The organism is Streptomyces sp. NPDC050418, assembly GCF_044458745.1.
Taxonomy (GTDB): domain Bacteria; phylum Actinomycetota; class Actinomycetes; order Streptomycetales; family Streptomycetaceae; genus Streptomyces.
In genome coordinates, this window is sequence record NZ_JBITIG010000008.1 from 335,196 (window position 1) to 348,510 (window position 13,315).

11 protein-coding genes are annotated in these 13,315 nt (G+C 71.9%); 4 read left to right on the top strand and 7 right to left on the bottom strand.

Going from position 1 to position 13,315, the window contains the following annotated elements; all coding sequences use genetic code 11:
• Window positions 1-532: 532 nt before the first annotated feature.
• From ACIBI4_RS21670 to ACIBI4_RS21680, 3 genes are all read right to left on the bottom strand, one after another.
• Window positions 533-2,884 (bottom strand): heavy metal translocating P-type ATPase, encoded by a 2,352-nt coding sequence (locus tag ACIBI4_RS21670; protein WP_399205589.1) that lies wholly within the window; start codon window positions 2,882-2,884, stop codon window positions 533-535.
• Window positions 2,885-2,983: 99 nt separating this feature from the next.
• Complete coding sequence (locus ACIBI4_RS21675) at window positions 2,984-3,292, bottom strand: heavy-metal-associated domain-containing protein (RefSeq protein WP_399205590.1); 309 nt, start codon at window positions 3,290-3,292, stop codon at window positions 2,984-2,986.
• 128 nt (window positions 3,293-3,420) lie between these two features.
• The gene (locus ACIBI4_RS21680; protein ID WP_399205591.1) at window positions 3,421-4,326 is read right to left on the bottom strand and encodes a PrsW family intramembrane metalloprotease; all 906 of its coding nucleotides are present in this window, start codon (window positions 4,324-4,326) and stop codon (window positions 3,421-3,423) included.
• Between the two features lie 114 nt (window positions 4,327-4,440).
• On the opposite strand from ACIBI4_RS21680, the gene ACIBI4_RS21685 reads away from it, so the two are divergent.
• A complete protein-coding gene (locus ACIBI4_RS21685; RefSeq protein ID WP_399205592.1) occupies window positions 4,441-5,652 on the top strand; it encodes a cation:proton antiporter in 1,212 nt (403 codons plus the stop codon).
• A 1-nt stretch (window position 5,653) separates the two neighbouring features.
• On the opposite strand, the gene ACIBI4_RS21690 is transcribed toward ACIBI4_RS21685, so the two are convergent.
• Window positions 5,654-6,343 carry a TetR/AcrR family transcriptional regulator gene (locus tag ACIBI4_RS21690; protein ID WP_399205593.1) on the bottom strand — a complete coding sequence of 230 codons (690 nt, stop codon included), beginning with the start codon at window positions 6,341-6,343 and terminating at the stop codon, window positions 5,654-5,656.
• A gap of 200 nt (window positions 6,344-6,543) precedes the next feature.
• On the opposite strand from ACIBI4_RS21690, the gene ACIBI4_RS21695 reads away from it, so the two are divergent.
• Complete coding sequence (locus ACIBI4_RS21695; RefSeq protein WP_399205594.1) at window positions 6,544-8,820, top strand: MMPL family transporter; 2,277 nt, start codon at window positions 6,544-6,546, stop codon at window positions 8,818-8,820.
• Between the two features lie 58 nt (window positions 8,821-8,878).
• Here ACIBI4_RS21695 and ACIBI4_RS21700 read toward each other — a convergent pair whose 3' ends face one another.
• From ACIBI4_RS21700 to ACIBI4_RS21710, 3 genes are all read right to left on the bottom strand, one after another.
• Entirely contained in the window at window positions 8,879-9,076 is a 198-nt protein-coding gene (locus tag ACIBI4_RS21700; protein ID WP_399205595.1) for a helix-turn-helix transcriptional regulator, read from the bottom strand.
• A 340-nt stretch (window positions 9,077-9,416) separates the two neighbouring features.
• The gene (locus ACIBI4_RS21705; RefSeq protein ID WP_399205596.1) at window positions 9,417-10,370 is read right to left on the bottom strand and encodes a helix-turn-helix domain-containing protein; all 954 of its coding nucleotides are present in this window, start codon (window positions 10,368-10,370) and stop codon (window positions 9,417-9,419) included.
• An 18-nt stretch (window positions 10,371-10,388) separates the two neighbouring features.
• Window positions 10,389-11,297 carry a sugar phosphate isomerase/epimerase family protein gene (locus ACIBI4_RS21710; RefSeq protein WP_399205597.1) on the bottom strand — a complete coding sequence of 303 codons (909 nt, stop codon included), beginning with the start codon at window positions 11,295-11,297 and terminating at the stop codon, window positions 10,389-10,391.
• A gap of 210 nt (window positions 11,298-11,507) precedes the next feature.
• Between ACIBI4_RS21710 and iolC the strand changes: the two genes are divergently transcribed.
• Window positions 11,508-12,428: a 5-dehydro-2-deoxygluconokinase gene (gene iolC / locus ACIBI4_RS21715; RefSeq protein WP_399205720.1), complete on the top strand. Its 921-nt coding sequence runs from the start codon at window positions 11,508-11,510 to the stop codon at window positions 12,426-12,428.
• Window positions 12,425-13,312: a deoxyribose-phosphate aldolase gene (locus ACIBI4_RS21720; protein ID WP_399205598.1), complete on the top strand. Its 888-nt coding sequence runs from the start codon at window positions 12,425-12,427 to the stop codon at window positions 13,310-13,312. The genes iolC and ACIBI4_RS21720 overlap by 4 nt, the downstream gene beginning before the upstream one ends.
• The last annotated feature ends 3 nt before the right edge of the window (window positions 13,313-13,315 follow it).

The following is a 13,315-nucleotide window of genomic DNA, read 5'->3' on the forward strand; positions in this document are numbered from 1 at the left end:
CGCGTGGTTCCCGTTGGTACGGGGGCTGCGCGGCTCGGTCGTTTCCGGGGTTCGGCTCAGTCGTTTCCGGGGCTCAAAGGGAAAAGCGCCTCACCCGCCAGTCCCCCCACGGGCCGGCTGGTGAGGCGCCTTCCTAGCCCCGGTGCGGATTCCCCCCACGGGATCCGGCCGGGCGTCTGTGGAGCGCTGAAGCCTTTTGGTGCTGCGGTCCGCCGGGACGCGTAACGCGGGAGGGCCGCTCAAAGCTCTCCGTGCACGTGTCCCGGCCAACGCGGACTGGGAACGTCCCCCAAGACATCCCCTGATGACCGAAACGCCCCCCAAGACGTTCCTGCCATCGCCTCTTAGACCTACGAGCCCTCCGAATGGTTACGTTGGATTCGATGTGATCTACGTCTCTCGGCAATGTCCCGAACCGGCACGTCCGAACCTGATGTGCCGAATCGATCCATAGCGTAAGGGAGTTGTGGTGAGTATGTGAAGCCCCAGCTCGGGCCGAGGTCCGGTCGGAGTGCCGCCCCGCCCCGCCCGCTCAGGAAAAGCGCCGCAACCGCAGGCTGTTCGTGACCACGAAGACCGAGGAGAAGGCCATCGCCGCCCCCGCGATCATCGGGTTCAGGAGCCCCGCGGCGGCCAGCGGCAGCGCCGCGACGTTGTAGCCGAAGGCCCAGAAGAGATTGCTCCTGATCGTGGCCAGCGTGCGCCGCGCGAGGCGGATCGCGTCGGCGGCCACGCGCAGATCGCCGCGGACGAGCGTGAGGTCGCCGGCCTGGATGGCCGCGTCCGTGCCCGTGCCCATGGCGAGGCCCAGGTCGGCGGTGGCGAGCGCCGCCGCGTCGTTCACGCCGTCGCCGACCATCGCGACCGTACGGCCCTCGCCCTGCAGGCGCCGTACGACATCGACCTTGTCCTGCGGGAGCACCTCGGCGGTCACGTCCTCGGCCGGGATCCCGACCTCGGCGGCCACCGCCCGCGCCACGGCCGCGTTGTCCCCGGTGAGCAGCACCGGCTTCAGGCCCAGCGCCCGCAGCCGGGTCACGGCCTCGGCGCTGCTCGGCTTCACCGTGTCCGCCACCGCGAGCACGGCCCGCGCGGCCCCGTCCCATGCGACGAGCACGGCGGTACGGCCCTGGTCGGCGGCCTCGCGCTGAGCGGCGGCCAGAGTGGCGGGCACGGCGATCCCCGCCGACTCGATCAGCGCGGCCCGCCCCACAAGGACCGTGTGCCCCTCGACCGTCCCGCGCACCCCGAGTCCGGGCTCGGCCGCGAAGTCCGTGACGGCCGGCAGCTCCCCGGCGTACCCGGCGGCCACGGCCCGCCCCACCGGATGCTCCGACGCGTGCTCGACGGCCGCCGCGAACCGCAGCGCCCGCTCCTCGTCCGCGGCGAACCGCAGCGCCCGCTCCTCGTCCGCGGCCACGGACGACGCGTCCCCGGCCGCCGACGCTCCGCCGCCCCCGAACGCCCCACCCCCACCGGAAACCGCAGTCACCGACACGAGCTCCATCCGCCCCGACGTCACGGTCCCGGTCTTGTCGAGCACCACGGTGTCGACCCGGCGCGTCGACTCCAGGACCTCGGGCCCCTTGATCAGGATCCCGAGCTGGGCGCCCCGCCCCGTACCGACCATCAGCGCGGTCGGCGTCGCGAGCCCCAGCGCGCACGGGCACGCGATGATCAGGACCGCGACGGCCGCCGTGAACGCCGCGCTCGCGTCGCCCGTCATCCCGAGCCACGCCCCGAGCGTCCCGGCCGCGATCAGCAGTACGACGGGCACGAACACCGCCGCGATCCGGTCCGCGAGGCGCTGGACCTCCGCCTTCCCGGTCTGCGCGTCCTCCACCAGCTTCGCCATGTGTGCGAGCTGCGTGTCGGCGCCCACGCGCGTGGCCTCGACGACGAGCCGCCCGCCCGCGTTGACCGTCGCGCCCGTCACCGCGGAGCCGGGCGACACGTCCACCGGCGCCGACTCGCCGGTCAGGAGCGAGGCGTCGATCGCCGAGGCGCCCTCGACCACGGTGCCGTCCGTGGCGATCTTCTCGCCGGGCCGTACGACGAAACGGTCGCCCACCCGCAGCGCCCCGACCGGAACCCGCACTTCCTTGCCGTCGCGCAGGACCGCCGCGTCGCGCGCGCCGAGTTCGAGCAGTGCCCGCAGCGCCGCCCCCGCCTTGCGCTTGGCGCGCGCCTCGAGCCAGCGTCCGAGCAGGATGAACGTGACGACCCCGGCGGCCACTTCGAGGTAGATCGTGGACGAGGCGTCGCCGCGGCCGACCGAGAGGTCGAAGCCGTGCCGCATCCCCGGCATCCCCGCGTCCCCGAGGAACAGCGCCCACAGCGACCAGCCGAAGGCGGCGAGCGTGCCGACCGAGACAAGGGTGTCCATGGTGGCGGCGCCGTGCCGTGCGTTCGTCCACGCGGCCCGGTGGAAGGGCAGCCCGCCCCAGACCACGACGGGCGCGGCGAGCGTCAGCGAGAGCCACTGCCAGTTGTCGAACTGCAGCGCCGGGACCATCGCCATCAGGATCACCGGCAGGGTGAGGACGGCGCTGACGGTGAACCGCTGCCGCAGCCCGTCCGCCTCATGGTCCTCGGCGGTGGTCGGGGCCGGTCCGGCCGCGACCGGCTCCGGCACGATCTCGCGCGCCGAGTACCCGAGCTTCTCCACGGTCGCGATCAGGTCGTCGACCGCGACCTCGTCCCCGTACGCGACCTTCGCCTTCTCGGTGGCGAGATTGACCGAGGCCGTGACGCCCTCGATCTTGTTGAGCTTCCGCTCGATCCGCGAGGAGCAGGAGGCACAGGTCATCCCGCCGATGGAGAGCTCGACCTCGGCGGGCCCGGCGGTCGGCGGGGTTATGGCGGCGGAGGCTGTGGTGGGCATGGGGTGACTTCCAGGGATACGTGGACGAGGTTCCGTACGCGCAACGGCTGAAGGGGGCGCACGGCCGATGGCCGTACACCCCCTGCTTGCCGTGCCGGATCAGGCGCGGCCGGTCAGCTCGTAACCGGCCTCGTCGACCGCCGCGCGCACCGCCTCGTCGTCGAGCGGAGCGGCGGAGATCACGGTCACCTGGCCCGTGGAGGCCACGGCCTTGACCGAGGTGACGCCCGGCAGCTCGGAGATCTCGCTGGAGACCGCGCCCTCGCAGTGGCCGCAGGTCATGCCGGTGACCTGGTAGACGGTGGTGATGCCGTCCTGCGTGTCGGCGGCCGGCGTGCTGCTGCAGCTGCCGCCGCCGCAGCAGGAACCGGTGGTCTCGGCCTGGGGGAGCTCGGTCTGGGCGGTCATGTCGTTCTCCTGTCGAGGGAGTGCGTCGGGGAGGGGCGCGCTCGTGTCGGGCTGCTGCCCGGCACCAGAGTGCCCCATGAGGAGGCCGGTTCTGCCGGGGCCTCCCTCACGCTCTCCACCGTATACCCCTAGGGGGTACTTTTCCAAGTGCTGTCGCGCTGCGCGAGCGAGCGCAGCCACTTGATGCCGATCAGGGAGATCAGGACGAGACCGCCGATCGAGAACAGCGTGAAGAGATGTTTCTGCTGGTCGGTCGGCTCGGGGATATAGCCCTGGGCGAAGAGCGAGCGGTCGAGACCGCCCGTGGTGATCCGCGCGACAAGCCAGATCGCGATGCCGTGCATCGAGTCCCAGAGCGCGTGCAGCAGGGCCACGCCGAGATACGCGCCGATGACGGGACCCGCGAAGCGGAAGCGGCCGTCGGGGCGGCGGAACGCGAAGAGCACCGCGCCCGCGATGGCCGTCCACAGCCCGTGTCCGAACGGCGCGAGGATCCCGCGGAGCAGCTCCGTCTCCAAAAGCGCGCGCAGGTCGATGCCCTTGGTGGTGACGGCGGCGTTGAACGCGTACCCCGCGCTCTCGAACGCGGCGAAGCCGAAGCCGACCGCCGCGCCGAGCACCAGGCCGGTGCGGATGCCGCGCAGCTGCGGGCGGCGGCGTACGACCCAGATCAGCGCGGCGAGCTTCACGGCCTCCTCGATCAGACCGACGCCGATGAACATCCACAGCGAGGGGTGCAGCAGGTAGTACTCCATCACTGAGGCGCCGAGCACCCCGAGGATGCCGCCGGTCACGAAGCAGCCGAGGATCACGCCCACGCCGATGTCGCGCCCGTGCCGCTCGTAGGCCCACATCACGAAGACCGCGGGCACCAGGAAGCTGCCGAGCAGGATGAGGGTCGGGAGCAGAGTGGTGTTCTTGGTGAAGTACGTGACGACCGCGGTCAGCAGCCAGAGGGCCAGACCGCCCCACAGGCAGCGTTTCCAGAGGCCGGGGGTGATCTCCGGACCGTCGCTCGCGGGGATGGGCGGCATGGCAAGTACCTCCGGATTCAGCGGATTTGACCGGTCGTATGAGACGAGGGCGGTCGGTCCGCACGGGGCAGGCTGCGGGAGCGTTTTGTCCGGAGTTTATGGTAGACAGCCGTTATGTCGCAGTCCGGGACGCTGATCCTGATCATGTCCATCGCGGTCCTCGCGCCCCTGCTCGCCTACGGCGTGGGCCGCTGGCTGCCCATCCCGCTCGTGATCTTCGAGATCGGCCTCGGCATCGTCATCGGCCCCGACGTCCTCGGCTGGGCGACCGACGGCGAACTGGTCGACGGCCTCTCCCACCTCGGCCTCGCGATGCTGATCTTCCTGGCGGGATACGAGATCGAGTTCGACCGGATCCGCGGCGACACCCTGACCCGGGCGGCCTGGGCCTGGGGCTGCGCGCTCGTCCTGGGCCTGAGCGCGGGGCTGCTGCTGGCGTCCGGCGGCTTCAGCAAGGCCGTCTGCATCGGCACCGCGCTCACCTCCACCGCGCTCGGCACCGTGATCCCGCTGCTGCGCGACGCGGGCGATCTGCGCACGCGCTTCGGATCCGTGATGCAGGCGGTCGGCGCCTGCGGCGAGTTCGGGCCGATCATCGCGATGGCGGTGCTGCTCAGCGGGCGCAGCCCCGGCAAGTCGACGGTCATCCTGGTGCTCTTCGGGCTGCTCACCGCCGGCGCCGTCTGGTGGGCGATGCGGCCGCACCAGCCCTGGTTCGCCAACGTCATCGCCAAGACCCTGCACAGCAGCGGCCAGTTCGCGGTCCGGCTCGTCGTGCTGATGCTCGCCCTGATGCTGGGCCTCGCGACCTGGCTCGGCCTCGACGTCCTGCTCGGCGCCTTCGCGGCCGGGGTGATCACCCGCATCGTGCTGCACCGGGCCGCGCCCGAGAGCGCGCACGAGGTCGTCTCGAAGGTGGAGGCGATGGGCTTCGGCTTCCTGGTGCCCCTCTTCTACGTGGTCACGGGGATCAGCTTCGACCTCGCCGCCCTCCTCGACGGCGGCCGGGCCCTGTTGCTGCTGCCCCTGTTCCTGGTGCTCTTCCTCGTGGTGCGCGGCCTGCCCGTGTGGCTGCTCGCCCCGCGCGACCTGGGGACACGCGACCGCACGGCGCTCAGCGTGTACGCGTCCACAGCGCTCCCGCTCGTCGTCGCGATCACCACGATCGGTCTGGAGGAGGAACTGCTGCAGACCAGCGAGGCGGCCGCGCTGGTCGGGGCCGCGATGGTGTCCGTGCTGGTCTTCCCGCTGGTCGCGATGAGGCTGCGGGCGGGCGAGGGGGCGAAGCTGCCGGAGGGGCCGCGGCAGGGGGCGGAGGCGTGGTGACTCAGCCGGCCTGGGCGGGCGCCTCCGCGACGGGCGCCTCCGCGGCGGGCGGTCCCGGCGGGATCTCGCAGAGCATCGGGTCGAGGTAGCGGAAGAGCACCTTCTTGAGCTCCGCCTGATAGGCCTCGCGCTCGTCGGGGTGTGCGGCGATCAGGTCGAGTCCGGCCTTGAACAGGGCGAGCGTCGTGGTGGTCACCCGGGTGGCCTCGGCGGGCGGGATGTCGGGCAGATAGCCGGTGAGGATCTCCTCGATCCTCCGCAGCACCACGGAGTGGAAGACCTCGAAGGCGTCGGTGACCTGGCCCGGAGTGTCCGGGCCGTGCATCAGGACGTGGAACGCCGGGTTCTGCGCGTTGAAGTCGAGCAGCGGGTCCACCACCGCGTCCACCATCTCGGCCAGCGGCAGTTCGAGGTTCGCGGCCGACAGGGCCTGGCCGTACGACTCGCGCCACTGCTCCAGGAGCCGGTTGCCCAGGTCGACGGCGATGGCCTCCTTGTTCGGGAAGAACTGGTAGAGCGTCCCCGGCGACACCCCCGCCTCGCGTGCGATGGCGTTCGTGCTCGCCGCCGTGTACCCGACCCGGCTGAACACCACGGCCGCCGCGTCCAGAAGCTGCGCGGCCCGGCGCTCGCCGCGCGCCTGACGGCGGCGCGGCTTGGGTGCGGTGGCCTGGTGCTCCTGGTCGGGCATCGATGTCTCCCCACTGCTTGATCCGTGCGGTGCCGAGCCTATGCGAGGCGGCCGCGGAGACCGCCTGCCCTGCGCCGGACAGAAATGCGAGCGACGACTCGGGTTTTGGATTGACAAATGCGAGCGGTGACTCGCATTCTAATAAATGCGAGCGCTGGCTCGTGTTTACCTCGGTTTACCACGGTGAAGGGGACACCGCTATGCCCGCCGAACCCGCAAACCCGCCCGGCGCCAAACCCGCAGGCCCGCCCGCACCGGGCGGCTTCACGCGCTTCGTCACCGCCCGTCCCCGGCTCTCGCTCCTGGTCGCCCTGGTGATCACCGCGCTCGCGGTGTTCGCCGGCAGCGGGGTCGCGGACCGGATGGGCAGCGGCGGCTGGGAGGACCCGGCCGCCGAATCCACCGCCGCGGCCGAGATCCTGGAACGCGAATTCCCCGACTCCGAGCCGAACGTGCTGCTCCTCGTCGACAGCGGCAAGGCCGGGGTCGACGCCCCCGCCGTCGCCGCCGAGGGCAAGCGCCTCGCGGGCGAGCTGGCCGCGCAGAACGGGGTGACCGGCGTCGGCTCGTACTGGCAGGCGCCCGAGGAGGCCCGGGCCGCACTCCGCGCCGAGGACGGCCGGCGCGCGCTGGTCTCCGCCCGGATCGAGGGCGACGAGAAGACCGCGGCCGCCACCCTCGAACGGATCGCACCGGACCTGAAGGGCCGCCACGGACCGGTCGAGGTCTCCATCGGCGGCCCTGTGGCCGTGCAGCACGAGATGACCGAGATCATCCAGGAGGACCTGCTGCGGGCCGAGATGATCGCGCTGCCGATCACCCTCGTGCTGCTCGTGATGGTCTTCGGCAGCGCGGTCGCCGCCCTGCTCCCGCTGCTCGTCGGGATCGTGGCGATCCTCGGCACCAACGCGGTGCTGCGCGGGATCACCGAGTTCACCGATGTCTCCGTCTTCGCGATGAACCTCACCACCGCGCTCGGGCTCGGACTCGCCATCGACTACGCCCTGTTCATCGTCCGCCGCTACCGCGAGGAGCTCGCCGCGGGCGCCGAGGCGCGGGCGGCTGTCGGGACGACGCTGCGGACCGCCGGGCGGACCGTCCTGTTCTCCGCGCTGACCGTCGCCGTCTCGCTCGCCGCGATGCTGCTCTTCCCGCAGTACTTCCTGCGCTCGTTCGCGTACGCCGGGATCGCCGTCGTCCTGCTCGCCGCGGCGGCCGCACTGATCCTGCTGCCCGCGGCGCTGATGCTGCTCGGCGACCGCGTCAACTCCCTCGACCTGCGCAGGCTCTGGCGCCGCAATCGTGGTAGCCGCCCTACGGACCAGGCGCAGCCCAAGGAGCAGGGCGCGGCCTGGGGCAGGGCCGCCGGCCTCGTGATGCGCCGCGCCCCTGTCTTCGCCCTCGTCACCACCGCGGGTCTGCTGCTGCTCGGCCTGCCGTTCCTGGGCGTCAAGTTCGGCACCCCGGACGACCGGCAGCTGCCCGCGAGCGCCGAGTCCCATGTCGTGCAGCAGCACATCCGCGACGGCTTCCCGGGCAGCCCCGACGGCGCGCTCAAGGTGCTCGCGGGCCGCGGCACGCCCGAGGAGTACGGGGCCTACCGCACCGAGCTCGCCGGACTGCCGGACGTGCTGCGGGTCGAGGGCCCGGTGCCGTCCGCCTCGGGCGACGCCGCGTACTTCACCGTGCTGCCGGAAGGGGAGGCGGTCGGCGAGCAGGCGCAGCATCTCGTCCATGAACTGCGCGCTCAGGACGCCCCGTTCGAGACCTCGGTGACGGGACGGGCGGCTCAGCTGGAGGACTCCAAGTCCGCGATCGGCGACCGGCTGCCGTGGGCGCTCGCGATCATTGCGGTGGTCACACTGCTCCTCGTCTTCCTGCTCACCGGCAGCGTCCTGATCCCGCTGCAGGCCGTGCTGCTCAACGGCCTCAGTCTCACCGCGATGTTCGGCGCGATGGTGTGGATCTTCCAGGAGGGCCATCTGTCCGGACTGCTCGGCTTCGCCTCGACCGGCGACATCGAGACGACCCTGCCGGTGCTCATGTTCTGTGTCGCCTTCGGACTCTCCATGGACTACGGGGTGTTCCTGCTCTCCCGGATCAAGGAGGAGTACGACCGCACGGGCCGGCACGAGCACGCGGTGAAGTTCGGACTGCAGCACACCGGCGGTCTGATCACGGCGGCGGCGGTGATCCTCGCCCTGGTGATGGTGGCGATCGGCACGTCCCGCGTCACCAACACCAAGATGCTCGGCCTCGGTATCGCGCTCGCGGTCCTGATGGACGCGATGGTCGTACGGAGCCTTCTGGTCCCGGCCGTCCTCAAGCTCACGGGCCGCTGGACCTGGTGGGCGCCCGGGCCGCTGCGGCGGCTGCACGACCGGTTCGGTCTGAGCGAAGGGGAGTCGTCACCCGCGCCGGACGGGCCGGCGCCGGACGGGTCCACGCCTCGCGAGAAGGTGCCCGTCGACGCCTGACCGCGCAAACGCCGGGGCCCTGCACCTGACAAGAGGTGCAGGGCCCCGGCGCGTCCGGTCACTCCCGGCGCCCCCGGTTGCCCGGACGCGCGGCCACCCAGCGGCGGATGGTATCGGGGTACCAGTACGGCTTGCCGGACTCCACGTGGTCCGGCGGGGGAAGCAGCCCATGCTTGCGGTACGAGCGCACGGTGTCCGGCTGGACCCGGATGTGTGCGGCGATGTCCTTGTACGACCAGAGTTCGCGGTCGGTCATGTGCACCTCCCTGTGCGCAGCGCGGCGGCGGCCCGGGGGGAGCCGTCGGGGGAGCCGCGTGCGTGTCACGGTGATCACTCAACGTCTGCTGACGATCACCCAGCCTTTGCCCCGTGAACGACGCACAGCGACGGGAGGGGTGGGGCTGTTGACGGGGCGTGACGGGAAACCCGCGTGAGTGAGACGTCTGTGACGCAAGGGGGACGTTTGCAACAAAACCGCAGAGTTTTGCCCTGGTTTGCCGGTGATCGGGGACGACAAAGGGCCGGGCTCACTGCACGGGAGCCCGGCCCTGTCGGCCCCCGTTCCCCCGTCGGCAGGTCGACCCGCCCACCTTGCCTCAGCGCGTGGGGGCGGTCTTGGAGAAAGGCGCGGTTCCGTCCGGTGACAGGAGCAGGCTCGTGGCCTCGCCCTGCAGCCGGTCCGGGTCCGGCGGTCCGGCCGCCGGCGCGGCGGGCAGCCGCCGGGCCGCCGTGAACTCGCCGGGCGTGCACCCCGTCATCGCCCGGAACTCCCCGCTGAGATGCGACTGGTCGTAGAACCCGCAGGCCGCCGCCGTCTCCGCCTGGCTGCGCCCCGCGGCCAGCATCCGGCGCGCCCGCTGCAGCCGCAGCACCCGCGCCACCGCCTTGGGCCCGAGCCCGATCTGCTCACGGAAGCGCATCTCCAACTGCCGTACGCTCCAGCCGACCTGCTCGGCGAGCACCGCCACCGGGACGGCCCCGGACGTACGGACCAGCTCGTCCCAGGCGGCGACCGTCCGCGCCGAGCAGGGCGTGCCGGTCTCGTACCAGTACGTGAAGACCTCGTCGAGCAGCGCGAAGCGCGAGGACCACGTGGGCAGCGCGCCCAGCGCGTCCGCCAGCGCGGTCACGGAGCACCAGCCGCCCCGTACGACCGACAGCGCGTCCACCGGATCGGCGACCTGGTCGGCGAGTTCGTGCTGGTCGACGCCGAACAGCGTGAACGCCGCCCAGGGGGCGATCAGGACCTCGATGCCGGAGAGCCGCCCGTCGTGCTCACCGACCACCGGCGTCGTCGCGAGCCCCGACACGGCGCACACCCGCGTGACCGTCGGCCGTCGCGCGTGGTGCACCCGCAGCGGCCGGTCGAAGCCGAGCAGCAGCGTGACGGCCGGGACGGGCGTCTCCAGCCGGCGCCGCGGCCCGTCCAGGGCGAAGCGGAAGCCGCGGTACGCGAGGATGCCCGGCCGCAGCCGCGGATGCGGCACGCCGAGCGCACGCTCCCAGGTGCCGTCGGGGCACCTCTGGGTCCTGCCGGCCTTGGTCCGCACCTCGGTCCTCCCAGGTCGTCACGCCCCACAGGAGCGCAGATAGGCGCGGGTGCGGCGCGCGACGGGCAGGGGACGGTCCGGCTCGCACGGGTACATGTCCTGCTCGACGATCGCGAACAGTTCGATGCCCAGTGCCTGAGCGGCCGTCAGAACAGGGGGCAGCGCCGGAACTCCGGCCGGCGGCTCGCACATCACGCCGCGGCCGACCGCGGGCCCGAATGGCAGGTCCTCCGCGTGCACGGCCGCGAGCACGGCCGGGTCGACCTGCTTGAGATGCAGATAGCCGATCCGGGAACCGTACGTCTCGATCAGCTTGACGGTGTCGCCGCCGCAGTACGCGTAGTGCCCGGTGTCGAGGCAGAGCGACACGAGGCCGGAGTCCGTCGCGTCGAGGAAGCGGGTGACGTGCTCCTCGGTGTCGATGTGGGTGTCCGCGTGCGGGTGGACCACGATCCGCAGCCCGTACGTGTCCCGGACCTCGCGCGCCAACCGCTCGTATCCACGGGCCAGTTCACGCCATTGTTCCGCCGTCAGCTCGCGCTCCTCCAGGACCGCGCCCGTCTTGTCGTCCCGCCAGAAGGACGGGATCACGACGAGATGGCCCGCGCCCTGCGACCGCGCGAGCGCCGCGACCCGGGAGACCTGCTCCCAGGTGGAGTCCCACACGGATGGGCCGTGGTGCAGGCCGGTGAAGACGGTGCCCGCCGAGACCTTCAGACCACGCCGCTCGGTCTCCGCACGCAGCACGTCCGGATCGGTGGGCAGATAGCCGTACGGTCCCAGCTCGATCCACTCGTACCCCGACGCGCTGACCTCGTCGAGGAACTGACGCCAGGGCACCTGCCGCGGATCGTCGGGGAACCACACGCCCCACGAGTCGGGGGCGGAGCCGATTCGGATGCGGGAAAGGCCAGGCGCCGGCGTCATTACGCCAGCTTTCCGGCGGTGCGAGAAGGGTGTCAAGGAGCCTGACGGGCGTGGTCCGAATGTAAGGACAATCCGTTGACAGTGCGGGGCGTGCGGCATTAGACCTGGGGTCGGCGGTACGACTTGGACCGGGGCGAAACCGAAAGGGTGTGGCCGGTGTCCGAACCGCAGGGTCAGTCCGAACGGCGGGATCCGTTCGACGTGCTCACCATGGGCCGGATCGGCGTCGACCTCTATCCCCTGCAGTCGGGAGTGCCGCTCGCCGACGTGGAGACCTTCGGGAAGTTCCTCGGCGGCAGCCCGTCGAACGTGGCCGTCGCGGCCGCGCGCCTGGGGCGGCGCACCGCGGTGATCACCCGGACGGGCGCGGACGCGTTCGGCACGTATCTCCGCCAGGCGCTGCGGGAGTTCGGCGTCGACGACCGCTGGGTGACCCCGGTCGCGGGCCTGCCGACCCCCGTGACCTTCTGCGAGATCTTCCCGCCCGACGACTTCCCCCTCTACTTCTACCGGCAGCCCAAGGCGCCCGACCTGGTGATCCACCCGGATGAGCTGGACCTCGAAGCGGTGCGCGCCGCCCGCGTCTTCTGGATGACGGGCACCGGTCTGAGCGAGCAGCCCAGCCGCGACGCGACCCTCACCGCGCTCACCGAACGAGCCCGCGCCGGGCTCACGGTCTTCGACCTGGACTGGCGCCCCATGTTCTGGACCGAGGAGCCGCGCCCGTACTACGAGCAGGCCCTGCGCCGGGCCACGGTCGCCGTCGGCAACCTCGACGAGTGCGAGATCGCCACAGGTGTACGGGAACCCCTGGCCGCCGCCCGGGAGTTGCTCTCGTACGGGGTGGAACTCGCTGTCGTCAAGCAGGGCCCCAAGGGGGTGCTCGCCGTGAACAGCAAGGGGGAGCGCGCCGAGGTGCCGCCCGTCCCGGTCGAGGTGGTCAACGGCCTGGGGGCCGGGGACGGCTTCGGCGGGGCGCTCTGCCACGGCCTCCTGGCGGGCTGGGACCTGGAGCGCATCATGCGGTACGCCAATGCGGCGGGCGCGATCGTCGCCTCACGGCTCGCGTGCTCGGCCGCCATGCCGTACGCGCACGAGGTCGAGGCCGTCCTGGAAGGCGGCCGGGTGTGAGCGTCCCCGTGATCAGCCCCGCCGCGCTCGCGCGCACCCGGGCCATCCGGCCCGAGGCCGTGGCGGAGGCGGCCGCGCGCCGCTCCCGCAGGCCGCTGATCGGCCCGAGCGGCCGGCTGCTGATCATCGCCGCCGACCATCCCGCCCGCGGCGCCCTCGCTGTCGGCGACCGCCGGCTCGCCATGGCCAACCGGCTCGACCTCCTGGAGCGGCTCTGCCTCGCTCTCGAACAGCCGGGCGTGGACGGGGTCCTCGCCACCGCCGACATCCTCGACGACCTGCTCCTGCTCGGCGCCCTCGACGGCAAGGTCGCGCTCGGCTCCATGAACCGCGGCGGCCTCGCGGGCTCCGCCTTCGAACTGGACGACCGCTTCACCGGCTACCGCCCTGCCGACCTCGTACGCTCCGGCCTCGACGGCGGCAAGCTGCTCCTTCGCATCGACTACGACGACCCGGGCTCGCTCGCCACCCTGCACTCCAGCGCCCGCGCGATCGACGAGATGGCGGGGCATCAACTCCCCGTGTTCGTCGAGCCGTTCGTGTCCCGCCGCACCGACGGACGGCTGCGCAACGACCTGTCCGCCGAGGCCGTCACCACCTCGATCGCCATCGCCTCCGGGCTCGCCGGCACCTCCGCGTACACCTGGCTGAAGGTGCCCGTCACGGAGAACCCCGACGACATGGAGCGTGTCATGGCCGCCTCGACGCTCCCTTCGGTGATCCTCGGCGGGGACACGCGCGGCGATCAGGACGCCGCGTACGAGAAATGGCGGGGCGCGCTGCAACTGCCCACCGTGCAAGGGCTTGTCGTGGGCCGCTCCTTGCTCTATCCGCCCGATGATGATGTGACGGCGGCCGTACGGACCGCCGTCGGTCTGCTGTAGGAG

Bases quoted from the DNA above. Each gene is read 5' to 3' on its own strand.
- ACIBI4_RS21670 (WP_399205589.1), bottom strand. From the start codon at position 2,884: ATGCCCACCACAGCCTCCGCCGCCATAACCCCGCCGACCGCCGGGCCC.
- ACIBI4_RS21675 (WP_399205590.1), bottom strand. From the start codon at position 3,292: ATGACCGCCCAGACCGAGCTCCCCCAGGCCGAGACCACCGGTTCCTGC.
- ACIBI4_RS21680 (WP_399205591.1), bottom strand. From the start codon at position 4,326: ATGCCGCCCATCCCCGCGAGCGACGGTCCGGAGATCACCCCCGGCCTC.
- ACIBI4_RS21685 (WP_399205592.1), top strand. From the start codon at position 4,441: ATGTCGCAGTCCGGGACGCTGATCCTGATCATGTCCATCGCGGTCCTC.
- ACIBI4_RS21690 (WP_399205593.1), bottom strand. From the start codon at position 6,343: ATGCCCGACCAGGAGCACCAGGCCACCGCACCCAAGCCGCGCCGCCGT.
- ACIBI4_RS21695 (WP_399205594.1), top strand. From the start codon at position 6,544: ATGCCCGCCGAACCCGCAAACCCGCCCGGCGCCAAACCCGCAGGCCCG.
- ACIBI4_RS21700 (WP_399205595.1), bottom strand. From the start codon at position 9,076: ATGACCGACCGCGAACTCTGGTCGTACAAGGACATCGCCGCACACATC.
- ACIBI4_RS21710 (WP_399205597.1), bottom strand. From the start codon at position 11,297: ATGACGCCGGCGCCTGGCCTTTCCCGCATCCGAATCGGCTCCGCCCCC.
- iolC (WP_399205720.1), top strand. From the start codon at position 11,508: ATGGGCCGGATCGGCGTCGACCTCTATCCCCTGCAGTCGGGAGTGCCG.